This is a genomic window from Chitinophaga alhagiae (assembly GCF_003568665.1).
Lineage (GTDB): Bacteria > Bacteroidota > Bacteroidia > Chitinophagales > Chitinophagaceae > Chitinophaga > Chitinophaga alhagiae.
In genome coordinates this window covers 1,377,019-1,402,689 of sequence record NZ_QXMH01000001.1, presented here as the reverse complement: position 1 = coordinate 1,402,689, position 25,671 = coordinate 1,377,019, and the positions used below count along the sequence as shown (strand labels likewise).

The 25,671-nt window shown below is 45.5% G+C and carries 24 protein-coding genes; 3 read left to right on the top strand and 21 right to left on the bottom strand.

The genetic code is table 11. The features are described from left to right. Positions 1-2: 2 nt before the first annotated feature. The 19 genes from D3A97_RS05510 to D3A97_RS05420 are packed head-to-tail and all read right to left on the bottom strand — an operon-like array spanning position 3 to position 21,637. Positions 3-1,208: a glycosyltransferase family 4 protein gene (locus tag D3A97_RS05510; protein WP_119077399.1), complete on the bottom strand. Its 1,206-nt coding sequence runs from the start codon at positions 1,206-1,208 to the stop codon at positions 3-5. Next, positions 1,205-2,326, bottom strand: a complete 1,122-nt coding sequence (locus tag D3A97_RS05505) for a DegT/DnrJ/EryC1/StrS family aminotransferase (RefSeq protein WP_119077398.1) — start codon at positions 2,324-2,326, stop codon at positions 1,205-1,207. Before D3A97_RS05505 ends, D3A97_RS05510 begins: the two co-directional genes overlap by 4 nt. Next, positions 2,323-2,742, bottom strand: coding sequence for an acyltransferase (locus tag D3A97_RS05500; RefSeq protein WP_232825854.1), 420 nt, complete (start codon positions 2,740-2,742; stop codon positions 2,323-2,325). Before D3A97_RS05500 ends, D3A97_RS05505 begins: the two co-directional genes overlap by 4 nt. Positions 2,743-2,785: 43 nt before the next feature. Further along, entirely contained in the window at positions 2,786-3,799 is a 1,014-nt protein-coding gene (locus tag D3A97_RS05495; RefSeq protein ID WP_119077396.1) for a Gfo/Idh/MocA family protein, read from the bottom strand. Positions 3,800-3,809: 10 nt separating this feature from the next. Next, positions 3,810-4,928, bottom strand: coding sequence for a glycosyltransferase (locus D3A97_RS05490; RefSeq protein ID WP_119077395.1), 1,119 nt, complete (start codon positions 4,926-4,928; stop codon positions 3,810-3,812). A 1-nt stretch (position 4,929) separates the two neighbouring features. Beyond that, positions 4,930-6,063, bottom strand: coding sequence for an N-acetyl sugar amidotransferase (locus tag D3A97_RS05485; protein ID WP_119077394.1), 1,134 nt, complete (start codon positions 6,061-6,063; stop codon positions 4,930-4,932). Continuing rightward, a complete protein-coding gene (locus D3A97_RS05480) occupies positions 6,060-6,818 on the bottom strand; it encodes an AglZ/HisF2 family acetamidino modification protein (RefSeq protein WP_119077393.1) in 759 nt (252 codons plus the stop codon). Before D3A97_RS05480 ends, D3A97_RS05485 begins: the two co-directional genes overlap by 4 nt. 1 nt (position 6,819) lies before the next feature. Beyond that, positions 6,820-7,437 (bottom strand): imidazole glycerol phosphate synthase subunit HisH, encoded by a 618-nt coding sequence (gene hisH, locus D3A97_RS05475; protein ID WP_119077392.1) that lies wholly within the window; start codon positions 7,435-7,437, stop codon positions 6,820-6,822. Between the two features lie 10 nt (positions 7,438-7,447). Then, the gene (locus tag D3A97_RS05470) at positions 7,448-8,596 is read right to left on the bottom strand and encodes a Gfo/Idh/MocA family protein (protein WP_119077391.1); all 1,149 of its coding nucleotides are present in this window, start codon (positions 8,594-8,596) and stop codon (positions 7,448-7,450) included. Positions 8,597-8,625: 29 nt separating this feature from the next. Further along, positions 8,626-9,597 (bottom strand): SGNH/GDSL hydrolase family protein, encoded by a 972-nt coding sequence (locus tag D3A97_RS05465; protein ID WP_119077390.1) that lies wholly within the window; start codon positions 9,595-9,597, stop codon positions 8,626-8,628. After that, positions 9,597-11,045: an MBOAT family O-acyltransferase gene (locus tag D3A97_RS05460; protein ID WP_119077389.1), complete on the bottom strand. Its 1,449-nt coding sequence runs from the start codon at positions 11,043-11,045 to the stop codon at positions 9,597-9,599. Before D3A97_RS05460 ends, D3A97_RS05465 begins: the two co-directional genes overlap by 1 nt. 13 nt (positions 11,046-11,058) lie before the next feature. Beyond that, positions 11,059-12,261 (bottom strand): O-antigen ligase family protein, encoded by a 1,203-nt coding sequence (locus tag D3A97_RS05455; protein WP_157986367.1) that lies wholly within the window; start codon positions 12,259-12,261, stop codon positions 11,059-11,061. Positions 12,262-12,274: 13 nt separating this feature from the next. Continuing rightward, entirely contained in the window at positions 12,275-13,420 is a 1,146-nt protein-coding gene (locus D3A97_RS05450; RefSeq protein ID WP_119077387.1) for a glycosyltransferase, read from the bottom strand. Beyond that, positions 13,417-14,865: a lipopolysaccharide biosynthesis protein gene (locus tag D3A97_RS05445; protein WP_119077386.1), complete on the bottom strand. Its 1,449-nt coding sequence runs from the start codon at positions 14,863-14,865 to the stop codon at positions 13,417-13,419. Before D3A97_RS05445 ends, D3A97_RS05450 begins: the two co-directional genes overlap by 4 nt. A 48-nt stretch (positions 14,866-14,913) precedes the next feature. Next, positions 14,914-15,576, bottom strand: a complete 663-nt coding sequence (locus D3A97_RS05440) for a class I SAM-dependent methyltransferase (RefSeq protein ID WP_119077385.1) — start codon at positions 15,574-15,576, stop codon at positions 14,914-14,916. A 6-nt stretch (positions 15,577-15,582) separates the two neighbouring features. After that, positions 15,583-16,713: a dTDP-4-amino-4,6-dideoxygalactose transaminase gene (rffA, locus tag D3A97_RS05435; protein WP_119078442.1), complete on the bottom strand. Its 1,131-nt coding sequence runs from the start codon at positions 16,711-16,713 to the stop codon at positions 15,583-15,585. Positions 16,714-16,723: 10 nt separating this feature from the next. Further along, positions 16,724-18,007, bottom strand: a complete 1,284-nt coding sequence (locus D3A97_RS05430) for a nucleotide sugar dehydrogenase (protein WP_119077384.1) — start codon at positions 18,005-18,007, stop codon at positions 16,724-16,726. A 40-nt stretch (positions 18,008-18,047) separates the two neighbouring features. Further along, the gene (locus D3A97_RS05425) at positions 18,048-19,133 is read right to left on the bottom strand and encodes a lipopolysaccharide biosynthesis protein (RefSeq protein ID WP_119077383.1); all 1,086 of its coding nucleotides are present in this window, start codon (positions 19,131-19,133) and stop codon (positions 18,048-18,050) included. A gap of 29 nt (positions 19,134-19,162) precedes the next feature. After that, positions 19,163-21,637: an SLBB domain-containing protein gene (locus D3A97_RS05420; RefSeq protein WP_119077382.1), complete on the bottom strand. Its 2,475-nt coding sequence runs from the start codon at positions 21,635-21,637 to the stop codon at positions 19,163-19,165. A 456-nt stretch (positions 21,638-22,093) separates the two neighbouring features. On the opposite strand from D3A97_RS05420, the gene D3A97_RS05415 reads away from it, so the two are divergent. Together D3A97_RS05415 and idi are read left to right on the top strand one after the other, a co-directional pair. After that, positions 22,094-22,594, top strand: coding sequence for an RNA polymerase sigma factor (locus D3A97_RS05415; protein ID WP_119077381.1), 501 nt, complete (start codon positions 22,094-22,096; stop codon positions 22,592-22,594). A 396-nt stretch (positions 22,595-22,990) separates the two neighbouring features. After that, complete coding sequence (gene idi / locus D3A97_RS05410) at positions 22,991-23,527, top strand: isopentenyl-diphosphate Delta-isomerase (protein ID WP_119077380.1); 537 nt, start codon at positions 22,991-22,993, stop codon at positions 23,525-23,527. A gap of 266 nt (positions 23,528-23,793) precedes the next feature. On the opposite strand, the gene D3A97_RS05405 is transcribed toward idi, so the two are convergent. Then, positions 23,794-24,492, bottom strand: coding sequence for a hypothetical protein (locus D3A97_RS05405; RefSeq protein WP_157986366.1), 699 nt, complete (start codon positions 24,490-24,492; stop codon positions 23,794-23,796). A 66-nt stretch (positions 24,493-24,558) separates the two neighbouring features. Further along, positions 24,559-25,074 (bottom strand): YdeI/OmpD-associated family protein, encoded by a 516-nt coding sequence (locus D3A97_RS05400; protein WP_119077378.1) that lies wholly within the window; start codon positions 25,072-25,074, stop codon positions 24,559-24,561. Positions 25,075-25,262: 188 nt separating this feature from the next. On the opposite strand from D3A97_RS05400, the gene D3A97_RS05395 reads away from it, so the two are divergent. Next, on the top strand, positions 25,263-25,592 hold the full coding sequence (locus D3A97_RS05395; protein ID WP_119078441.1) for an ArsR/SmtB family transcription factor: 330 nt from the start codon (positions 25,263-25,265) through the stop codon (positions 25,590-25,592). Positions 25,593-25,671: the final 79 nt, after the last annotated feature.

The following is a 25,671-nucleotide window of genomic DNA, read 5'->3' as shown; positions in this document are numbered from 1 at the left end:
GGTTATAAGGTAAAAATAGCCAAATATTCTTTAGCAAGGCGATCAAATGTACGATGTGTTAACAGGAATTCCTTGCCTTTCAGCCCTATTTCCGCGAGCTCGGTGCGAGGAGTCAAGTAGTATTCATACAGTTTATCCGCCAGTGCTCGACTGTCACCATACTTCACAAATGCTCCGTTGCCTGCTTCGTTTACCATGCTTTGAAAACCGTCGTAGGAGCATACCAGGGGTTTCCCTGCATACATATAGTCGATCCATTTATTACGGGAAAGACCGTATGCAGCAAGAAAAGATTCAAAACTGTCGTAACATACATGTACCTTGACTAGCAGATCATTTATTTGGCTCTTTTTCAGTGGGGGAAGAAATAATACGTTGGGGAGGCCTTTAGCTTCTTCTTGCAGGTTGGGCTTATTGGATCCGTCTCCCACAATTACGAAATAGATATCCCGCTCGTTTTTCAGCAGGCGTGCGGCTTCCACAAGGGTAGAGAGGGGATTGTTAATACTGATGGTCCCGGCATAGCAAACCACGAACGCATTCGGTGGAATCGCGTTAAAATAGCCTGGAGGAATGGATTCTTGCTTTTCGTAAAAAGAAAGGCTGAGGCCTTGCGGAATGCAGTATACGGGCGCACTAGAGCTTGATACATTCCTAACATGCTGTTGCAAGTTGGGAATGGTGCCTACAATTGCGTCTGCCTTTCGGTAGCCGAACTTTTCGATCATGGCCAGCAGGCGAATAATTGGATGCTTGGGGGAGTAATTGCCGAGTAGAATGGCAGAAAGTGGCCAGATGTCGCGTACTTCAAAGATCAAGCGGGCTTTGTGCTGGCGTGCGTATATCCAAGCGGAAATTACTGTAAACAGGGAAAGAGATGATGCAATGACGACATCAGGCCTGCCTGCTTTTTGCTTTGGCATGGTGAGCACCTGCCATTCAAAATGCAGCCAGCTTAAGAACCGTGAAATGCCAGTAGACGTTTTGCTTCTGTAAGTATTCAGCCAGAATGTTTTTACGCCGTTAATGACCTCGAAAAACATTTTCCCTTTGAATTTGGGGAGGTTGTCACTCATATGGCTGGCATTGGAAGTGATGATGGACACCTCGTGCCCCATTTTTACCCATTCTTCAGATAAGTAAAAATGCCGTGTGCCGAAAAAATATTTCTCGGGGGAAGCATACTTGCAGATGTACCAAATATTCATTTTTTTATTTTGAAAAATTCCATGATATGACCGGTTACGTATTCGATATCGTCCTGTGTCAATTCAGGGTACATAGGCAAAGAAAGCAGCATCTGCTGGTTGCCGGTGGCTACAGGATAGTCATCCTGTTTCAGGTCCAGATGCCGATAACATTCCAGGTTGGGTAGCGCTGTGGGGTAATGCACGGCGGTTTCGATGCCTTTTTCACCCAGGTAGGCTTTCAGTTCATCCCTACGGGATGTTTTGATGACGTAGAGGTGAAAAGTATGCGAGGTGTTGACTCGAACAGCGGGAAGCTCAATATCTTCCACACTCTGGAGCAGGCTGGTATAGATCCCGGCGTTTTTCTGCCGGCTGGCTGTCCAGCCGAGAATGTAAGGTAATTTAGCAGTAAGGATGGAAGCCTGTAGCGCATCCAAACGACTGTTGATGCCTTCTATCTTATGCGCATGTTTTACGAGCGCACCGTGGTTAGCATACATCCTGAAGGCGGAGGCGATATTGTCGTCGTTGGTAAGAATGCAACCGGCATCGCCATATGCGCCGAGGTTTTTGCCTGGGTAGAAACTGAAGGAAGCGGCAATGCCTATAGTACCTACGCGTTGGGCGCCGTATTGAGAAAAATGCGACTGCGCGCAGTCTTCGATGAGGAAAAGCTTATGTTTATCACAAATGGCTTTCAGTTTGGACATGTCGCACACCTGGCCGTGAATATGTACGGGAATGATGGCTTTTGTCCGGGGAGTGATCTTTGCTTCAATCATGTTGGCATTGATCGTATAAAACTCATCAATGTCGACAAATACGGGTTTAGCACCAGTTTGCGAAATGGTTTCGGAGCTGGAGATCCAGCTATATGCGCTGGTGATCACTTCATCGCCTTCTCTAATGCCCAGCATTTTCATGATAATGTACAAAGAGTCAGTACCATTACCCACGCCGATGCAATGTTTTACACCATACAGGCTTTTGAAGGCCTCTTCAAAGTTCTTAACGTATTTGCCGCCGATAAAAGCAGTTTCGCTGATCACATTGTAGATGGCCTTATCTATTTCGTCTTTTATAGAAATGTATTGAGATTTGAGATCTACGAATGGTACTTTTCTGATTGTGTTCATAGTGTTTTGATTAGTTTAGCAGGGTTACCGGCATATACGCCTGGCGTATGAATATCTTTCGTTACCACGGCACCCGCGCCTATAACGGTGTTGGAGCAGATGTTGACGGGGAGGATGGTGGCATTGGAGCCGATGGATACCTTGCTGCCAATGCTGGTCTTTCGCCATTTGGTGATGTCTCCCATAGCCGGGCCTCCACCGGAAAAAAGGTCGTTGATGAACATGACACCGTGGCCGATAAAACAATTGTCACCGATTGTTACCAGTTCACATACGAAACTGTGCGACTGGATTTTACAATCTTTACCGATGATAACATTTTTCTGAATTTCTACGAAGGGGCCAACGAACGTTCCGTCACCGACCTCACAGCCGTACATGTTCACGGGATGTACAATTTTAACATGTTCTCCCATCTTGACGTCCTTTATCCCTGAAAAGTATTCCTGCATCATACTGTTAATTATTTTCCGCTGAGGTGTATATTTTATTAATGATCTCAACAGTCTTAAGTCCCTCAAAGGCATTGGTTGAAATGGAGGCCCCGTTGTTTAGAACCTGAACGAGATTTTCATACACCTTATCGTGATTGGACATAGAACCTTGGTACGCTCCGTAGTTATTGGCCTTGTTACCTTCCGGCAGGTCTTTAAACTCGAAGCCTTCAATTTGCTGGTATTCCAGTTCGTTCAAGTACTGTCCACCGATTTTTACAGTGCCTTTTTCCGCAAATATGGTCAGTGAGCCCTCCATGTTTTTTTTGTAGCTATTCACAGTGTAATTGATAGTGCCAATAGCCCCGCTGTAGAACTCCATTACCACCACACCGGTATCTTCAAATTCGATGATGTCTTTATGCGCGAAATTGCGAGTAATGGCATGTACTTTTTTGATGTCACCCACAATCCAGTAAAGGAGGTCAATGAAATGGCTGAATTGCGTGTATAAGGTACCTCCGTCGAGTTTTTGCGTGCCTTTCCAGGAATTACGATAGTAGTCTTCGTTCCTGTTCCAGAAGCAACTAAGTTGAACGCTGTAAATTTTCCCGAGCGCACCTTTTTCCATAGCATCTTTTACGGCCGTGACGGGTGGGTTGAAACGGTTTTGTTTGATGGCGAATAGGCGTTTATTGTTTTTCTCTGCCGCTTTTATCATTTCGCCGCAGTCGTGTACAGAAATGGCCATGGGTTTCTCGCACAATACATGAAAGCCGGCATTAAGGGATTTGATACTATGTTCCGCGTGTAGACCGTTGGGACTACAGATAGATATTACATCTATGTCCTTTTCTTCTGCCAAAAGGGTATCAATATCGGCATACACCTTGGCACCGTATCTACTGCCAAGCGCTTCCGCTTTCGTCTTGTCAATATCGACAACAGCCGTGAGCAGGCCGTTGTTTTTAATATGTTCTGCGTGTCTTTGGGCGATCCTGCCACATCCGACAATAGCAAATCTGATGTTTTTTGTCATTTTCCTGGTTTTAACTTTTATAGATCCGGGTGTATGTGTCCGCAATTTTGCACCAGCGGAACTTTTCCGCCGCCTGGGTTGCACCAGCGGCCATCTGGGCATAATTTCCTGCTATCGCATTTATTTTGTCCGCAATATCTTGTACGTTATGTGGGTTCACATGATAGCCTATCTGTCCTTCCGGGAAATAGCCGTCTATTCCCTGGCTTTCGGTGTATATTACTGGCAGTCCCTGGCTCATGGCTTCGATATATACAATGCCAAAAGTTTCGAACAGCGAGGGCATTACAAAAATATCTGCTTTTCGGTATTGTTCCAGTAATTCGTTTTTGTCGCTGGTGCGGGGGAGGAGGGTAACAAGGGCTTTTTCAGCTATAGCCGCTGTCTTTACCGTTTTGTCGCCGTTACCCCCTCCGCCCAGTATAATGAGTTGCACGGGGCGCACGGTAGCCAGCCGCTTTGCAGCAGAGATAATACTGGGTATATTCTTATTGACGCTGAAATCGCCTACGTACAGCAGGCGTAGTGTGTCTGTGGTTAATTCGCGACGTTCATGCATGTGATCAAACCAGAACTCATCTGCGCCATTAGGCACTACTATGCACTTATTCTTGATGGCGCGGGCTACACTAGAAGGGAGAATGTCGTTCAGCAGCTTTTCCTGGTATGACGGGGAAAGGAAAATAATCTGTTTGGCTTCCCGCAATATTTTATAGGCAAGGCCTTTAAGGTGTTTCATGTACCTGAAAAATATATTGATATCTGTATTTCTCACTGCCACGATATACGGTTTGCCGTATTGCTGTTTGAGTCGAAGGGCCACTGCTCCGTCGCTGAAAAGGAAGTGGGCATGTACAATGTCAACAGCACTAGGATCGGTGCGAGATGCGAGATCTTTCAGCACCGTTCGGATTTTGAGATGAAATAGAAGACGATGATATTTTTTCAGGATATGTGCATAATGGTATACTGTATTTTCAAGCGTGCTATTCTGATACAGACCTACTTCATAAGCAGTGCGTACAGGCACATATACAATCTGGTAATGCCCCTGACGGCCTAACGAGGTCACTAGGTTATTATAAATGCTTTGTTTGGCGTAGTCACTGCAAATATGAAGTATTGTCATATTATTTTGAGTATATACCTTTTTTGCGCATCCAGTTAAGAAATTTTTTCAGGCGGGCTACGCCCTTTTCGCTGTTGTTGTAAGATTCGTAAGTGGTAGGCGGTGCCCGCATGATACTTTCGAATTTAGTGGGATCAAGTTCCAGCTTTTTTATCACGAAATCCTTGTCTTGCTCCAGCATATTCATATCGGCCACCGGGTCTTTGATAAGCTCAAGTGCTTCGTCCCGGGTCAGCTGGCCGGCATGAATGAGGTCGGATAAATGGCCCCTTCGTTTGTCTATATTGAATTTCCTGGGAAGGATGTAAGCTTGGTAAAAGCGGGTATAAACGGATTCGTAGTGTTTGCCGCCGTAATATAGCCAACCCAACTCATTCTGCAATATTTTCATCACCTCGTTTTTGTCATAAGGAATATAGTTGAGAATGCTGATCACTTTTATACGGCGAATGAAGATATAGTAAAAAAGGTCGAGGAAACTAAAGTGAGGGTAATGTTTCAACTTGACGATACCAAATCTTTTGTGTACCGCGTTGATGTATTTCCAGTCGGAATGACCATAAGCCCATTTTTTTACTGCGAGGGACTCGGTAGCGAAGTTCATGCCGTTGATGATGTATTTAATGCCTCTTTTGGCGGCTTCTTTAAAAAGTAGTGCGTTGATGGCATGATCCGTAGGCACTTCGCCATCAGGTGTGGAGGCATACAGGAAGGAAAGCTGCAGGTTCTTAAATTCTTCCCAGTCGATTACGTAGGTGTACAGATCGATATTGAGTTTGTCTAGCGTTTTTTCGATGTTACTCACCGCTAACTCCGAGTTCCATCCATTATCGAAATGAACAGCGAGAGGATTAAGGCCTAGTTTTTTGGTGAGATAGGCTACGTAGGTGCTGTCTACGCCACCACTAACACCTATAATGCAGTCATACTCAGCGTTATGTTTGTCTCTTTTGATCCGGCTTATCAGCTTTTTTAGTTTTTGCGTGGCTAGATTGCCGCGAAACACACGAGTATCAATCAAATCGGTGTACCGCGTGCAGTGATTACAAACGCCTTCCTGGTTAAATTGTATATCCGGGTCGCTAGTGTCCATTATACAACGGCTACAGATCTGATATGGTCTTTTATCGGTCATGGTAAGTATTCTTTGAGGACCTCCTGAGAAGGATAATTTATCAATACGGCTTTGTGTTTACCTTTATATACAAAAATACTGCCTGCAGATACGGCTGAAGCACCCGCGAAGGAGATCACTTCTTTCATGGAAGCAAGATCCGCCGCACCACCGGAAGCTACTACAGGCACTGTCAAAGCGTTGCTGAACTGGCGTGTTATGTCGAGATCGTAACCTTTCATGTGCCCTTCCTTGTCTATGGACTGCAGATATATTTCACCGGCGCCGGCGTTCACACAGTTTATGGCATGTTCCAATGGGGGAATGGGTAGTTTTTTGCTGCCACTATGCGTGAAACCTTCATATTTTCCCCAGAAACTTTTTTTTACATCTATAGAAACTACGATGCTTTGACTGCCAAAGATGGCCGCTGCGGAACGGATCAGTTCAAGGTTGGTGCTGGCGCTGTTAAGAACCACTTTTTCTACGCCGAGGTTAAAGAGCTTTTTGATCTGGTCGAGCGTCTGTATGCCACCACCGTAGCCGATGGGCATAAAACTTTCACTTGATATATCTTTTATCCAGGCGTAGTTGGGTTCTCGGTTCTCTACGCTGGCGGTAATGTCTAGCAGCATCAACTCGTCTACTTCTTTTTCGTTGAAGATGCGCACTGCGTTTATAGGGTCTCCGATGTAGGTTGGATTCTTGAAAGAAACCGTTTTCACCAGGCCTTTGTTTTTCAATAGCAGAACAGGTATGACTCGAACTCTCAGCATATTAAATGTCAAGGAAATTTTGAAGTAATCTTATGCCATATTTATGGCTTTTCTCCGGATGAAACTGTACACCGTAAATATTACCTTTTTCCAGGCTCGATGCAAACTCCAGCCCGTGTTGTGTGGTGGTGAGTACTTCTGCTGGGTCAGAAGCGGAAGCATAAAAGGAATGCACGAAATAAAAGCGGGGATCTTCGGGCATGTCTTTGAACAACCGGCTGTTTTTATTTACCAGTGAAACGTGGTTCCATCCCATATGAGGCACTTTCAGTTTTACCTCGTTGTCAGAGAACTGGAATTTTTTCACGGTAGCGTTGAACCATCCAAGGCCGGGCTGCACACCTTCCTCACTCCGCTGTGTCATCAGCTGCATACCCAGACAAATGCCAAGCACTGGCTTTTTGTCACGGATGACAGCCTCTTGTAGGGCTTCTGACAAGCCGGATTTGCGCAGTTGCAACATTCCATAGTCGAAATGGCCAACGCCGGGGAGGATCAGCTTTTCAGCGATCCTGATCTCGTCAGCGTTTCCTGAAATGCAGGCTTTCCCCCCGATTCTTTTGATCATGTTCAGGATGGACCCGATGTTGCCTGCTTCGTAATCTATAATTGTGATCATTGCATCTTTATTAGAGTTGACCTAATTCTTTAGGCCAGTATTTTTTTACTTGTACGGTGGCCCCTGTGCGGTAGGCTTCTACTCCAGCGAGGGCTACGGCAACAGATCTTGCGGCATCCAACGCGGTACATTGTAATTTCGCTTCGCCGTTTACTGCGTCCAGGAAATTTTTGGCAGATTGGTTTACTGCCAGGTAATGTTCATATAGCCTGATCGGATAAAAACCTATATTGTACTGTGCATTGTACGGATATATCTTCATGAGTTTTTCGAACATATTGGAAAAGCCGGTGATGGCAAGATCTTTAATAAAGGCCTGTTTGCGGCCGGGCAGCGTATTTTTCTTCGGCCGTGCGAAGATTTTGAAACCGCCATCTTTTTCAAACAGCATATTGTTGAAAATGCTCCGCTGATCGCCATAAATCTGTACTGTATGGTCCTGCGGCCTTCCGGCACCGAAGGCAGTCACCACTTTACCTATCACACCGGACCGGAATTTGAGCAGTATCACATTCAGATCACTTTCCGGGTATTCCGGGAAGCAGATGTTGTTGGCCATGCCACATACTTCCACTACTTCATCCTTCATGATCCAACGCAGCAGGTCAACGAAGTGAATGCCAGAGTAAATAAGCGGCGTGGCATTGTCTCTCAACCGCCATTCGTCATACTCGAAAGCTCTTTTGGTAAGGTTGTGCACGTAATACCCTTCTATGTAGCCGATCTTTCCCAACTGGCCCTGGCGTACAATATTGTGAATTTCCGTATGCACTGGCAGGCATCTCATCTGGTGCTGTACACCTACCACCTGCCCGGGATGGCGAGCAATAGCATCCAGGATCTTGCGAATGCCTTCGATGGAATCCGTCAGCGGCTTTTCGCAAAGTACATGCTTGCCGGCGCTAAGACTATCGGCAATATAATCCGCGTGGGTATTGTCAGGGGAAGTTACTACAACGATATCTATCCCGCTGTTAAGGAATTCCGTAAGGCTGTAAGTGGTAAAGATGCTAGGCAAATAAAATCGAGCCCTTTCAAAGGCGGTTTCTTTTATATCCAATACACTGGTAACACTGCAATCCGAAAATCTTTCAAAATGTTGAAATAGGGCTATTCCCGCTCCTCCGAATCCAATTATACCAATTTTATGCTTTTTCATGTTGCTGTTTTATTCAAATATCATTCAGGTTATTTCATTTGAGTCGCAAAAATGTTTGAATTCATATATTTCTTAAGGTCTGTGGCAAACTGCGCTGTAAATGCCTCGGCCCCTGTTTTGTTTAAATGTTGCGAATTATAGAAATATTTTTTGTCATAGCAAATAGGGGTGCTAGAGTAATCCCAGAGAGGCACCTGGTGCTCTGCTGCGATAGACCGGTAAGTCTCTAATATCTTGTCCCTGTTGCGGCTCAACGGATAGTTCTCAAAGTATTCGGGCGTGTAAACAAGCACCACCCGTATATTTTTTGACTGCGCTTCGGTGATGATCTTTTTAAGATTGCTGATTGCGGAGCTTTCGATTGGATAGTTCACCCCATGAGGGTATTGTTTTTTGAACTTCTCGAAATCTTCCTTCCACCTGGCGTCTATAGGCAAATAGCCTTTGTTGATAACAGTTTCCTTTTTGAGCTTCAGGTATCCGTTTAGCGACCACAGTACGGTTCTGAATCCGTATTTGCCGAAGGCATAGAGAGGAATATATTTGTAATACCAATAATCAGGTTCTATACTTCGCAACTGCTTGTATATCTGTGGGATATAAAGGTAAGGAATGTATTGTTCGCCTTTCCAGACGTACTTCCTGGTTTCAAGAGATTCGAGGTCCAGCCCTTGCACTAATATTTTGGGCGTGGGGTTATGCTGAAAGTAAGTTTGTAGTTTGGGCAGTTGCATTTCGAAAAAGGAACCATCTGACCCGATGTTAAAGCAGCGTTGACCAGTTATTTTTTCAGCGATTGCCGGGTCGAAATGATGGAAAGTGCGTGATGAACCGGAGAAAATAACGTCTGCCGCAGCCTCCCCAGCAATCAGCTGGTTCCATATGCCGTAATTTCCAGTGCTATTTCGTCGCAAACCCTCAACCAGAAACAGATGCAGGCATGTAGCTAAGCAAATTAGCAACAAAATAAAAGCTTTTAACCGGATCAGTGGTTTTTTCATCAAAATTGAAAGTATATGAATTGTTGACCTTTGTACTCTCCAAAAAGTACAATAATAATGATAAATAAACAATAAACTAACCATTTGATTGGCAATGGTTTAGTGCCAATCACGCTACTTAAATTATATTTTGAATGAATGTATTCAAGTATCAGCAACCCAAAAATTGAGCTGATAGCCACTATTATTTCCATCCAATTGAGTCCCAGACCTTCCAAAGAATATCGATAACCGGAAAAGTTAATGATTTCTCTCAGAGAATAAAATGCTTCATTTACGGTATTAGCGCGGAAGAACACCCAGCCTATCAGCACCAGGTGGAAAGTGACCATCATATTCACAAATCGGTAAAACCAGCTGCCCTTTTTCAGGCCGGCCATTTGCACCAGCCTGTTGCGGAAGGGCCGTGTTACGAGGGCGAACACGAGGTAGAATCCATGTAACGCGCCCCAGATCACATAAGTCCAGTTTGCACCATGCCAAATGCCGCTTACCAGGAATGTAACAAATAGGTTCCAATAATGCTTCCATTTTGAGCTCGTCCGGTTTCCTCCCATTGGGATGTAAAGGTAATCTCGAAACCAAGTTGAAAGAGAAATATGCCAGCGTTTCCAGAATTCGGATATACTCTGGGAAACATATGGCCTATCGAAATTTTTCATGAGGTTGATTCCCATTACCCTGGCTGCCCCCAGTGCGATGTCTGAATATCCGGAAAAATCGCAATAGATCTGGAATGCGAAGAAATAGGCAGCCAAGAGCAGTCCGAAGCCGTTTTGGGCATATACGTCGTCGTTTACAGTGTTTACTAGAATTGACAACCTGTCGGCTATAACCACTTTCTTGAACATACCCCAAGCCATTTGTTTGAGGCCGGATACAAGGTTGGCATAATTGAATCGCTGCACCTTATGGAACTGCGGCAATACGTTCTGTGGCCTTTCGATGGGGCCTGCCACCAACTGAGGGTAAAACATTACATATAGTGCATAAATGCCAAAATGCCTTTCAGCCTTGAAATTACCCCTATATATTTCAATCGTATAACTCATGGCCTGAAAGGTGTGGAATGAAAGCCCGATGGGCAGAAGTATTTGTAGATAGGGAATGGGGTTCTGCCGGCCCAAGCCACCTAGCAATAGGCTGAGATTATCGTTAAGGAAATTGAAGTACTTGAAGAAACAGAGTACACCAATGTTCGCGATGAGGCTGATAACGAGGTAAACCTTCCGCTGTTTAGGTTCTTTGGCGTTTTCGATACAGATGCCGGCAATATAGTCTATAATGATCGTGAAAAAGAGGATCAAGATGTATACAGGCACAAAGTACATGTAGAAATAACAGCTGGCCAGAAGGAGCAGCAACCAGCGGAATTTGTGAGGCAGCAAAAAATACAATATGGTTACGATCGGGAAAAATATGAGAAAAGCAATAGAATTAAACAGCATACCATACGTTAGTTTATAGCAATTTATTATCTGTTTGGTTCACAGTATTCCAGGTTACCCCAAGATAAATGGCCAGAAAAGTGCTTAATTGAGGTATTACGCAAACTGTTTCTGTAAAGTCTACGGAAATCATTACCAGGCCGATTAGGATCCTCGTGATATTATTTTTAACAAGTAAAAATTTTGAAAATAAGATGTAAAGATATATCAAATATCCCAATATGCCCCGCTCTATCAGAAGCAAAAGGGTAGCGGATTCCATGCCTTTGTGCGGTGCGCCGGTACTCATCATCAGTTGCTGTTCATTGCCTACGCCCACCCCAAAGAACGGTCGCTCTCCAATAAGTGGGATGGCAAATTTCGCAATCTCGCTCCTGATGCTGTACGAGTTGCGATCCTCACTGGAGAGACTGGACAGCCGGAAGATATTATCTATAGCCTCAATTTGCTCATAATTGGAAAGCACATAAGCAATCCCTGCCAAAAAGAATAGGAAAACGACTAACAAAGGAATGAACTTGCGTTTGTGAAAGAGGTATATCAGCAGTGTTACAATAAATGCTGCCAGCGAGGTTCTTGACTTGGAAAACAGGGTGAGGTTGAGAATGGTAACGATGAACAGCGCTACCTTCTGATTTTTGGTGAGCCGCTGGTTGCCTTCCGTAAACAATATCAGGAAGCAGAATACTGTGAATACGCCAAATACATTCGAGTTTCCCAAGTAGGAAACTGGTCGTTTCATCAGTGTAAGTACACCCTCTACTTCTTCCCAGGCGCCGTCGTCGTTGATGATATACGCGGGCTGGAAAAAGAACTGGTACGCAGCCACAAGGAACGAAAGAATGAGCAGGTAATAAAGAACAGAATAATAAAAGTCGGTTTTTTTTACATTGAGTACCCTTACCAGGTAATAGAAGATGATCGGCACCAGTGCTCGGAGAAAACCGGCGATGGTGAACCCGAAGGGAGAGGTAAGGTAAGACAGCAGGAGGCTGAGCACAAAAAGTCCCAGGAAAGCAATCTCGTTCTTCGTCACAAAGCGGTTCGAGTAGTTCGATGTTATGAAGATGAATATGGGAATGGTGATAAATGTGCCAATATTATACAGCCAGTATGGCAACATAGGAATATATCCCAGGAGGCTGATGAAAAATAGCATGGCGAACATGACGTTTTTCAGACCGGCGTTGTGATATTTTAAAAAAAAGTCATTCATTTTATACCAACTACTAACTGGTTTTATTGTATTGTGCATACAGTTCTTCCAATCTTGCGGCACAGGCAATGTTGCTGTGATATTCGGTCACAAATTTAAGGCCTCTGTCTGACAATGCATTCCAGTCATCCATTGCCAGCAGCCGTTCAAACTGCTGAACCAGCCCTTTAGCATCATATTCAGCGGCCAGAAAATGGTTCGCTTCCGGGATGATGTGCGGAATGTCTGCATGGGTAGTAGCTATCACGGGGAGTCCTAATGCTTGCATTTCAAGAATGATGGTGGGTGCCCCGCCTTCAGAGCCGCCATCGGGAGCGGTTTCGCTAGGATGGAAAAACAGGTGCATGTTTTGCGATAGCTGGTAGATCTGCGGAAGTGTTCTGGAGCCGAGGAAAGTGACACGGGAAGCCAGGCCGTTTGCATTTACGTATTCCTTCATCTGTTGCTCTTGTGGACCGCTGCCCACGATCTGGGCCTGAAAACTGAAGCCTTTTCCAAGCATAATCCTGAAAGCCTCCAGCGCTCTGAGGAATCCTTTTTTGGGATAGAAGTTGGCACACATTAGTATTCGGAGCGGCTCCCCGCCCACTGGCCTCTTGCGATATGAAAAAGGAATATCTCCCAGAGGAATGCCGATGCGCACCACGGCCACTTTATGTGCAGGGCAGCCCAGCTCCACTATTTTGCCCTTCATAAATTCCCCCTCCACAATAATACGGGCAGCTTTGTGAAACAGTGTATGATACCGTTCGTCCCACCCAGGCAGTTTCGGCACGTCCGACATGTCTGAGCCATAGAAGGTCACGAAAAGATTCTTTTTCAGTTTTTCGGCCAGCGGTATCGCATAATATCCTTGCGGTCCCATATGCGCGTGAAGCACTAGTATATCGGCTTCTTCCTTCAACAGTTGATAGTAGGCAACCCAGTCGTTGACCGGCCGCGCTTTGAATTTCATCTTTACGGTTAGGAATTTGTCTAACAACCAGGTAAAAGAAAACAACCGCGATGTCTTGATGATCTTACCATAAGGATACAACTTAAGGTCGCGGGTAATGATCTCCCGGCATGCTACCCAGTGTTCATACTTTCTGAACCCCTTCAACAGGAAATAAACAAAGCTAACCCTGAGGTATTGGTCTCTTAAATGTATTATCTTCATAACGAATTCCTTGTAAATGATTGTAATGTTGCTTTCAACCCGGGTAGACTCGGCAGGAACTGCAGACCAGAAAGCGCAAGAGCCAGCGCGGATACTAGCAATTTATAGGACACCGGAATTTCCAGTCGTACAATAAAATAATCCGAAACGGTAACAGCAATGAATATGAAAATAGACACCACAAGCGGCTTCAATTGATAATTCAACGGATAATTCCGTTTATTATAAATGTTGATTGCAATAAAACCGGCAAATGTCATAATTATCTGGCTAATAGCGCAGCCTATCATGCCCAGGAGAGGGATCAACAACAGGTTTGCTGACATGCCCATTATCAGCATAATGCAAGTGATGAACATTTCAATGCTAGTTCGCTTATGGATATTGGTGGTCATGGCCAGTAGCATAAACAGGACGTTGAACGCATTGGCCATGATGAGGAAAGGGGTGTAAAAGCTGGACGACAGATACTCCGGCTTGGACAATAGGCTTAAGAAATAGTGATCGGCAACAATGACGCCGCCACCCATAAAAAAGAAGACCCTGGTGAAAATGGCGAGCACTAGATTGATCTTGCTGTTGAATTCCAGGGCGGTTGCGGATTGGTGCAGTGAAAGGTAGTACGGGGTGAATGCGATCATAAATCCGTTTACCAGTACAATTCCTAGGATGCCGGTTATTTTCTGTGCAACGTCGAATATCGCTACTTCCCTTTCGCTGGTGAAATACAACAGAAAGTAACGGTTGCCATAAGATATAAGGTAAGATATCGTGTTGGCAATGGAAAGCGGCATGCCGTAGGTCACGAGGTATTTTACAGCGGGCTGGTGCAGTCGGAAAGCAAAATAGCGGGCAATAAAAATGCTGCCCGTCAATACACTGAGCAGGGAAGAAATGGTATAACCCCAGAATATGTGCTCTACTGCAAAGGCGGTATGGTAAATGATAAAATAATTAATCAAGAACAGGCTTAGTACGTCAGAGATGGACAGGATTACATACTTTATGGATTCATTGTTTGCACGCAATACGCCAAGAATCATGTTGAAGAGAATACGGCTAAATGCCCATGTCAGCATCAGCGAAATAAACGCAGGGTTATCGGGTAATTTGAATGCCTCAAGTACATTGAAACCAGCCGCCCGCACTGCGAAGGTCAGGCCGGCAATGACAAGGAAGATGAGGAAAAAAATTACCAGTAGCGAAGATACGGCCTCTTTACGCTCCTTAAGTCCGCTATATTCTGAAAAATAACGTAATATCCCATTGGAAACGGAAAGCGAGAACAGTACGCTCAGAAGGTTGCCCGTCACATAGAAAATGGAATACAGCCCATAGTCGGTAATGTTGAGCTTTTCCAGATAGATGGGCACAAGCAGCAACACAACGGCCGTATACAACATATTACCAAGCCCATAAATCAGAAAGTTCTTTTTTAAACTCATATTGAATATTTCATATCACATTGGACCTAGAATTTCACTTCGCTCTCTTTAAGGTTTACGGCCAATGAAAATGCTGTTGCAGTCTTCCAGATCTTGGTACTCTTCTATTTTCCTGAGATTAAATACTTTGAAGGACGATTCGTAAAAGGCAACTGTTTTGGTTTTGTAATTGGAGAGGTCTTCGGAGGTCTTTTCAACTAGAAATACAAGCCCTCCGGGTTTTGTTACCCTCAGCACTTCGCTTACTGTCTTTTCCAGCACGGTCATGTTGGTTACAGAGCCAAGCACGAGACAGATCCAGGTAATGTTCACGCTGTTGTCATCAAGTGGAATGATGCCTTCTTTCATGAGGTTGTAGTTTACCAGGGGAGAAGCCGGCGCAATATCCAGCAGATGTTGGATTGGATCAATGCCTACGGCTTGGCAATGGCAGAGGACCGCCAGGTCGTGCGTAAAACGGCCTGGTCCGCAGCCAAGATCCAGTAGTAGCTTTTCGTCCCCTTTCAGTTCTTTCTGAAGGAGCGGGAAAAGGATGTTCTGCTGTTTTTGAGTAATGGCAGCCAGTTCTTCTTCCGAATGTCCTAAATGAATGACTGATCTGGCGCCATATTGCTTGGCCCTTTTTTCCCAGTACTTAATAGACGAAGTACTGGTAAAAAGTGGCGCAACAGCGTGTTTGATTTTCCGAAGTATTTTTAATAGCACAAGCATATTTTTTTAGGGCTTAAAGAAGCGGGTTACTTCAGCACAGACTTTTTCCACTGCGGCTTCATCCAGGTTCAGATGCATGGGCAGCCTTAGGAGTCTTTCACTTTCGGTGGTGGTATATTCGTCAACACCCTGGAACCGTCCGAACTGCAAGCCTGCTTGGGAAGAATGGAGGGGAACATAGTGGAAGGTACCCTGCACGCCATTTTCCTTCAGGAAACTGATCAGGGCCTGACGCTGTTCGATGTTTTTTAACTTGATATAGAACATATGCGCATTATGCTTTACTTCAGCGGGAATGGAGGCGAAATTGATCAGTCCTTCTTTTTCAAGCAAGCTGAGCTTTGAATAGTATGAGTTCCAGATAGCTAGTCTTTTTTGAGTGATCGAGGCAGATTCCTCCAACTGGGCGTACAGGAACGCTGCATTCAGCTCGCTGGGAAGATAGCTGGAACCAATGTCTACCCAGGTATATTTATCTATCTGTCCGCGGAGGAACCTGGAACGGTTCGTTCCTTTTTCACGAATAATTTCGGCCCTTTCTGCAAAAAGCTCTTCATTGATCACTAGAGCACCGCCTTCACCGCAGTGAACGTTTTTAGTTTCGTGGAAGCTGATGCAGCTGAGATGCCCGAATTTGCCTACCGGCTTTCCCTTATAGAACGATTGAAGGGCCTGCGCTGCGTCCTCTATTACTAGTAGGCCGTGTTTAGCAGCAATCCCCATAATACTGTCCATATCGCAGGATACGCCGGCGTAGTGAACAGGCACTATTGCTTTAGTGCGTGGCGTAATGGCAGATTCAATCTTCTCAGCGTTCATGTTCATGGTAGCGGGATCAACGTCCACAAATACGATTTTCGCCCCCCTCAAAGCGAAGGCGTTGGCGGTAGAAACAAAAGTGAACGAGGGCATAATGACTTCATCCCCGGCTTCGATACCTGCAAGCAGCGCGGATATCTCTAGCGCATGCGTACAGGAGGTTGTTAACAGGGCTTTGGGTGCTTGGTAGAAGTTCTCCAGCCAGGCGTGGCATTTTTTTGTGAATGAACCGTCTCCGCATAGTTTTTTTAGCGATAATACTTCATCCAGCAGAGGTTTTTCTTTACCGGTAATCAGTGGAACATTAAATGGTATCATATAAATACTATTACAATCTTGCATCTACTATGTCTCTATTGATAAATGCTTTTGTATCAAAAATAACTGTATTGTGACTGTTTTTCAGCTGTTTGAAATCAAGCTTCGAGAATTCCTTATGCGCCACAGCCAGCACAATGGCATCGTATTGCAACTCAATTTTACTAATGAGCGAAATGCCATATTCCTCCTTTACTTCATTATGATCTGCATAAGGATCATAAACGTCTACTTTTACACCAAACTCTTCCATCTCCCGCACAATATCTATCACTTTGGAATTTCTGATATCAGGGCAGTTTTCCTTGAAGGTAATCCCTAGGATCAGTGCCCTGGTGCCATGGACTTTCAGGTCTTTGCGGATCATGAGTTTGATCACCTTCCCAGCTACAAACATGCCCATGTTGTCGTTCACCCTTCTGCCGGAGAGTATAACTTGTGGGTGATAGCCCAGCGATTCCGCTTTATGGGCCAGGTAATATGGGTCTACGCCAATGCAATGGCCGCCTACCAAACCCGGTTTATATTTGAGGAAGTTCCATTTGGTGCCTGCTGCTTCGATGACATCGGTAGTGTCTATGCCCATCCTGTCGAATATGAGTGCTAGTTCGTTCACAAAACTTATATTCACGTCCCGCTGTGCGTTTTCGATCGCTTTGGAGGCCTCCGCTACTTTCAAGCTTGGAGCCCTGTGCGTACCGACGGAAATGATGCTAGCGTAAAGGTTGTCCACTATCTCGGCTATTTCAGGCGTAGAACCGGAAGTAACCTTCTTGATCTTGGTGAGAGTATTGACTTTGTCTCCCGGATTGATCCTTTCAGGTGAATAACCACAGAAAAAATCTTTGTTGAAAGTAAGGCCGGACATTTTTTCCAGCACGGGCACACAATCTTCTTCCGTACAACCGGGGTATACAGTGGACTCATAAATGACAATATCTCCCTTTTTTAGCTGCTTTCCCAGCATGGCGCTAGCTTTTAATAGGGGCTGAAGGTCGGGAGCTTTGAACTGGTCAATAGGGGTAGGCACGGTTACAATGAAAACATTGTAATCCACAAGTACCTGCACATTACTGGAGAATTTGATCGGAGGCCGTTCCCTGCTGCCCGCTATTGCCTCCTGTAGCTCCTCCGGGCCTGCTTCTCTTGTGCGGTCTTTACCACTGGAAAGTTCCCGGATCCTGTCATTGTTAATATCAAACCCCAATACAGTATATTTTTTACTGAACTCTATCGCCAGAGGTAATCCTACATAACCAAGCCCGATGATGGCAATTTTGTATTGTTGATTCATGCTGATTTATTTTGAAATAAAATGTTTCTGGGTAATTACATCAATTTGTCATGATGCTCTTCAACAATCTTCTGAATAAAAGAAAAAAGCAGATCAGTATGCCCCCAAGAATACCGCCTGTAACAAGCGATTTCAACTTGCCGAGTTTTTGTTTTTTAAGGGGTAATATAGGGGTATCTACGATCTGTATGATGGGGGTTTCCTGCGAATAGGCTGCGCGGTTTATTTCAAGATTTTTGATCACTTCGCTGTACATGGTGAGCAGCACGGTTTTGTCACGTAACGCCAGTTCTGTACCTACAGTGGATACCTTTCTGGCCGGGTTCAGGTTCAGGTCTTGAGAAGCGGCGGCAGAATAGGTTTTACGATTCAGCAGGGTTTCGAGGGAATCTGCCTTGGCCTGGAGTTTGGTAATGTTGGATTGTGAACGCTGGGTTTTGGTGGCGACATAGAACTGTGTGGCTTCCTTTACGAGCCTTTCCGTAAACATTTTGGCGAACATTTCGTTTCGCGAAACACAATTTACATGGATAAAGGCCAGCTTTTTATCTGGTTTGCTTACTGTGAGATCTTCCTCTGTGACACGTTTGTAGATCAAGAACAGGATACTGTCCTGCAGGCGGCTGAATTTTTCCCTGGCCTGGCCTTTCGGGTAACTGATGTGTTTCAGTTTTTCTGAATGATGTATCTTTTCTCGGAGGTCTGGCATAAATGAGATGTAATAGTCTGCCAGTGTCGTGTTTTTGCCATTGAGGTTGATGGTGGACAAGAGAGACTTTTCAACCATCAGGCGCGACTTCAGGAACTCCATTACGTTGTCTCCAGAAAACAAGCCGCTGCCTGTAGAACCTCCCAAGTCGATGCCGAATTGGCTGGCCAAGCCGGCATAAGCGCCTAACTGGCTGGTTTTGGCGTCTTCCAGCACAAATGAAAGTTCTGCTACATATTTTGTCTTTTCGAGAAAAGAAACCGCCAACCCGATGCCTCCCCCCAATATTCCAAAGAGCACAATTATTTTCCAGCGGGCCAGCAGATACCGAATGGAGGTATTTATCTGGATAATAATATCCTTTAGCGTAATTTCTTTATCAGGATGGTTCTGCAAGTTCTCTAGGCTTCTTTCCATACAAGGAAAATATGAATCAGATTAAGTAGTTATTGTATTTTATCCAGCAGCGTAACAATGATCAATGCGATAGATGCTATACCTGTACCTATACCTACTACTTCCGCACCACTGAGCCCTCTGCTATCTTTTTTCGCAGGAACATATATCTCAGCGCCCGGCTTCAACCTTGGGAAGCTGTTGAAAAAAAGAATACGTTTAGTGCTTTTCACATCGCCGTTGGCATACACCACATAACTTCTTTTTTTTAAGGCATTACTGGTAAAACCACCTGCGTTTCTGACATATTCGCGGAAGCTTTGATTATTGTCGTAACGCACTTTCTTGGGGAAATACACTTCGCCAAATAGCTGAATAGTCTGTAGCTTTTTTGGTATTTTAATGATATCTCCCTCTTCCAGCAACAGGTCATATTTAGAGCCTGGTTTCGTCATGATCTCCTTCAAGTTGATGCCGAGCAGCTGCTCCTTCTGCGAAAAAGTGGATTCCATTTTACGGATAGCAAGGCTATCGGCCAGCTTGTTGTAGTATACTTGTAGTTTGGAGTCTAGCAGGGCACTGTCGGAGTTGTTTATGAATGTTTTACGCAGCAGCAGCGCGCCCTCGGGATATGCTTCAGGCCTTAGCCCTCCAGCCCTTTTTATGACATCAGAAATCTTCTCACGTTTGGACTGGATAGTATAGTAACCAGGATACACCACTTCTCCGTCAATGGAAATAGAAGCCTGCTTCGAGTAGGAAGGAGTCCGGCGTACCACCACTTCGTCAAAAGGCTCCAGTAAAAAGCCATTTGCGCTGGAGAGGTCTTTATTCAAGTCGAACTGCGCTACGATGGAAGTAGTGCTGTCTATGGTGGAGCTATGCCCATTATTTCGTATACGTCTCGAAACTTCAACTCGCTGCAGCGATGCAGCATCGCTCAGCCCGCCTGCCATGAGAATGAGGTCTCCCACCTGCATGCTGTCCGAATAGCTAAAATATCCTGGCATGTTCACTTCTCCTGATATCTTTACTTGGAATTCCTCGAGAAGGGCAAGCTTTGAGTAAATTACTACGCTGTCTTCACGCATAAGTGACACTGAACGGCGATTATTGACAATATCTTCAACGTTGAAACTCAGTGAAGATGGGGAGAAGTCTTCTTTCAATCTGAAGATAACGGCGCGCGCCATGGAAGCCTCTTCCTTCACACCATCTGCTCTCGTAATCAGATCGGCTACGGTCATATTATTTTCCAACGCGTATTCGCCAGGATGAAATACAGCACCCGTGATGTATACTCTGTTAGAAAAGCGGCCCAACACGGAATCAATCGTAAATTTATCGCCAGAGCGTAGTTTGAAGGAGAGGATTTCTGCACTGGGCACGTTTACGATCTCGCGTTCCTTATTATTAATACGGCTGACGCGGATTACATCGCGATAAGCGATATCGGTGAAGCCGCCAGCATAATCAAGTATGTTTTGGAGTGTTTCTGTTTCTTTTGTTTCAAATATTGCGGGACGTTTTACTTGTCCGGTAAGTTCAACGCGTGTTTTATAAGGATTCACCCGAACGATGTCCTGATCCTGTAATACAATATTGTTTGTTAGATCACCCTGATTAAGAAAATCATATAAGTCAAATTGTGAGATGGGGGAGCCGTTGCGGATCACCTGTATGTTACGGAAGGAACCATTCTCGCTAGGTCCGCCGGAAGCATATAAAGCATTGGCCACGGTAGCGAGGGAGGGTAGCATATATGTTCCGGGGCGTTCAATCTCACCGATCAGTAACACCCTAATACTACGAATTGCGCCGAGAGATACTTGTACGAATGTATTGCCTGATTTGATTCCATTGTAAATGACAGTCAGCTGTTTAGTAATCCTGTTTTTGGCTTCCTCCATGGTGAGACCGTTTACGTAAACGGGGCCGAGGTAAGGAACACGGATATTGCCTTCGGGCGAAACCTTTAATTTATGTTGTACCTCAGAGTAACCATACACGTCTATCACCAATTCGTCGCCTGCGGCCAATTTGTAGTTAAGCGGTGTAGGCATACGGAGATTGGGCTCGAAGGTGAGGTTTTTGTTGGTGAATAGTTCCGCGCCGAATATCTTTTTACGCCGAGCTTGGTAAGCTCTTTCTTCCGCAGTCATGGGTTCTTTATCGCGGGCAGATTGGTAATTCATATCATCCGGATCGATGCCACGATCATTATTGTCAGGCGAGTCTGTTGACGGGCGAAAGGAGGGTGAAGCGAGTTCCTTATCGAGATTGAGCAGTCGGATGCGGTCTTTGAGTTTGATCACCTCGGATGCAGAAATACCCTTTTGTTGTGCATAATTATCCAGATCATCAAGGGGCACCTTGTTCCGTTTCATCTCCACTACCACTTGCCTGATTTGCTCATCAGACAATTCATCTACCTTCACTTTTTGGGCTTGGGGAATAACAGGAACCTGAGCATAGACGCACAGGCCGATAGACAGGAACAATTGAATCAATAATAGCTTCTTCATGCAGTATCCAGATAATAAATACACTTCTCAAGATATTTCGGCCGTTTTCTGCAAACTTCTTACCAAATAAAGGGTTTACAAAAAGGGATCGGCAAATTTATTGAAAATAACATATAAATGTTAGCAGGCTGAAAATCAATGGGACAATACAGGCAATTTTTCTCAAGATATAAAACCACAAGACTAGTGTGGGCGTATGTATTGTGGTGTATTGATTATCTACTCGTATGTCTATAATTATATATTTGTTTTATGTTTTATATGTGTGATTAAACATGCCATGACCCGTTAACCACTATTTACGCATGTGAATAATATTTCTTGTTATGTTATTAACTGTTGATTATGAAATAATTACTTGTTAATTAACTCTGTCTGGTAACGGAAAAAAATCAAGGAAATTGTTTGGAGTAACGCATTATTTTGTTTAAATTAGAATAACAAAAATTAAACAATATGTCATCCGCTGAATTTAACACCCTACTGCTCAGCAATGCTGACTTCCTAAAACCCTTCGCCATCACCTTGACCAAGGACAGCGAATCCGCCAAGGATCTTTACCAGGAAACCATGTTCAGAGCTCTTTCAAACCAGGAAAAGTACCTCGCAGGCACCAATATCAGGGCCTGGCTGTACACCATCATGAGAAATATCTTCATTAACAATTACCGGCGAAAGTCAAAACAACACCTCTGCTTCGACAATTCCACCAACGACTTCCTGCTCAATACCCAACAGGTGATCATTGGTAACCAGGCAGAAAGCGGGCTGAGAATCAAAGACATACAATTGAGCGTTCACAACCTCCCCGGCATTTTCAAGAAACCGTTCATTTTGTATCTCGACGGATTTAAATATTTCGAGATCGCTGAAATCCTTGAAGAACCATTAGGAACCATTAAGAGCCGTATCCACTTTGCCCGTAAAATGTTGAAAGCCCAGGTAACCCGTTTCTAACTTTCCTTTTATTTAACATCCGCTTTCCCCGGATTACTCCAATCACAATATCCCTTTGAGCCTTTGTACTGAACCCGGAACTTAACCCGCCGGACAGGTAATGCCGTATTGTAACCCGGCGTAACAAAGCACTCAAAGAAACGCTGATCCCCTCCGGCCAAACGCAGGAGAATATAATTGCATGCAGCGAAAGGGCCGCCGTGCATCCGGAATGTTTCCACGCTGAAGGTATGCTGCAGATACACCGCAAACGGGAATGCCGCAGATTTCCGATCCCCAGGGCCACTTCAGCCAACAATGCTGCAACACCACCGCAGACAGCCCCATTTTTACACACTGCTGTAAAATCACAACAACTTAATATATATTTATAGGCTAAACCATTTCCGCTGAGTAATGCTACAACCGCCTGTTATACTAGTGAATGAAAAGGACGAACCTGTTGGCACCATGGAAAAAATGGAGGCCCACCAGAAGGGATTGCTACACCGCGCATTTTCCGTATTTGTAATCAATTCCAAAGGGGAGATGCTGCTTCAGCAGCGGGCGCTCCACAAGTACCATTCAGGCGGGTTATGGACCAATACCTGCTGTAGCCACCCCTTACCGGGAGAAGATGTACTGGCTGCCGCCCACCGCCGCCTGCAGGAAGAAATGGGGTTTGATTGCGGGCTGGAGGCAATTTTCAGCTTCACTTACCGGGCAGCGCTTGACAACGGGCTCACGGAGCACGAATTTGACCATGTATTTTTAGGCGTGTACGATGGCGTCATAACGCCAGACGCCGAAGAGGTACTGTCACACCGCTTTTTACCGCTCGGTACCATTCGCCGTTTGCTGGCCGAAGAACCGGATACCTTTACCCACTGGTTTCAACTGGCATTCCCGAAAATGGAGGCGTACCTGGAAAACAAGGAAAAAGGAGGGGAATGATACTTAGCATGTAGAAAAGCCTGACTACCGGCCAGAGACAACAACCTGTTTACATGCAGAAGGTGCTAATATACCATCGCGGCAACCGGGAACTTTCGGGATTTACCTGCGGTTTAGTCTTCCCTACCGCGCTAGCCATGCGTTATTATAAATTGGAGATCCTATAGAAACCACTCAAAATTTTTCGTTCTATTGCCCGGTAACTTCCTCTCTGCGGCCAGATGGATCTATCAACGCTTTCGAGACAGGTGAAAAAACATAACTTCTTATCCGCCTTTCCTGAACCTGGCACAAGCCTCCACAATAAACCGGATAAAATCATAATCCGCCGCCTCTGCCGTGAACTGATAATCCGGCCGGCAGGTATTCATAAACCGGGCCAGGCTATCACCCCGCAGGCCGGTAAACTGCGTTACCAGCGCAGGCGTGAACCGCTGGTCAATGAATTTTTGCTGCTCATAACTGAGCAGCCGCTCTTTGAACACATCAGCCCGTTTGTTGCTTTTGAAAGAAAGCGCTTTGTATAGTTTGTAGATATTGATGCCAATGCCCGTTGGGGTGATCATGCCTACTTCGTGCCAGCGGGGCCGGCGGAAGTTGAACGCCTTGTTGTATTCTTCCCGTAGCGCCAGGGAATCTGCGGTATGTGTGCGTTTGCGGACTTCAACGCCAGGTAGCCGGGTGATCTGTGTATGGAGGAACAGTACCTTGGGCAACCGGCCGGCCTGTATGGCCAGCGGCACGTACCCGATGGTGGTAAAGAGCAGCGTATCGCCAGATTGCGCCGTAATACGGAAGTGGCCGCTGCCGGCGGATACTGCGAGCGTACCGGAGCGGATGTTCTTGATGGATACACCGGGCAGCGGTAAGGAGTCCCGCCCGGCTACCAGCCCTTCCACCATAGATTGGGAAAACAGCGCATGGCTGCATAATAACGGCAGTATGACAGAAAATATCCTGCGCATGGTTTCACAAAAAAGCTGAAACAAGATATTCCCTTTTTTACTAAAGAAAAGTTAAGATGCAAGCGGTCAGAATTTGTCTTTCGCGGCTTTCTGGGCGCGGATCATTTCGCCGTACCCCATTTTCTTTGCCAGCCCGTTAATGGAGAGCGCAATACGTTTGGCACGGGTTTCTTCGGTTTTGGCGCTGTCTATCCACTTTGAAAAATACCGCTGGTGGCTGGGCGGCAGGGTATTGAAAAAAGCCTGCGCCTGAGGCTCCTCCAGCAGGCAGGCCATAAAATCTGTATCCATCTGGTATGCCACCTTGTCTTCTTCCAGCTGCACCTTCACGGAGGCGCCCTGGCGTTTGCCAATGCCCTTGCGCATGGCCGCGTTGACGGCCAGTATGTAGTCACCTTCACCCATGGGCACCAGGGATGTCTGGTGAATAGGGTAGGCATCCAGTAAGCCTTTTACGCGAAACGACTTTTTGGTGCCGGGTTTGAGCTTGGCAGCAAGGTTGGCCGGCACTTCGAGGTACGTCCAACCGGTTTTCTCTCCTTGTGAGTCAAATTTTTTAAGGATGGCCGTGAACTTGATCATAATCGCAAATTAATTAAAATTGCCGCTAGGCGTACGGGTGATGGGAAACACCTGATTGCCGGCACCCCTGTGCAACAAAGATAAGCTCCTGAATGCCTGGCCATTCCGGAGAAGACCCGCTCCGCCCAAACGGTTAAATTGATACGTAACCATTAGGTTCCGTATATTTGGAGCAGAAAGCACCCAACATGAGAAGAGATGTTTTTCAGGCCATAGCAGACCCAACGCGCAGGGAAATCATTCACCTGCTGGCGCGCCGGCCATTGAACCTCAACACGGTGGCGGAGCATTTTGACATCAGCCGCCCTGCCGTATCCAAGCACATCCGGATATTAACAGAATGCGGCCTGGTGGTGATCAGGCAGCAGGGCCGGGAAAGGCATTGCATGGCTGACCTGGGCCGGTTGAAAGACGTGGCCGACTGGGCGGAGCAGTACCGCGTTTTCTGGACAAAAAAGCTGGACGCGCTGGATGCGTTCCTGACAAAGGAACATAAACCGGCAAAACAGAAAAAATGAAATGCTCCACAGCATTGCAAGGTAACAGAAACAGGGCTATAGCAATAAGATATGATCATCTGTTTACCCGTACTTCCAC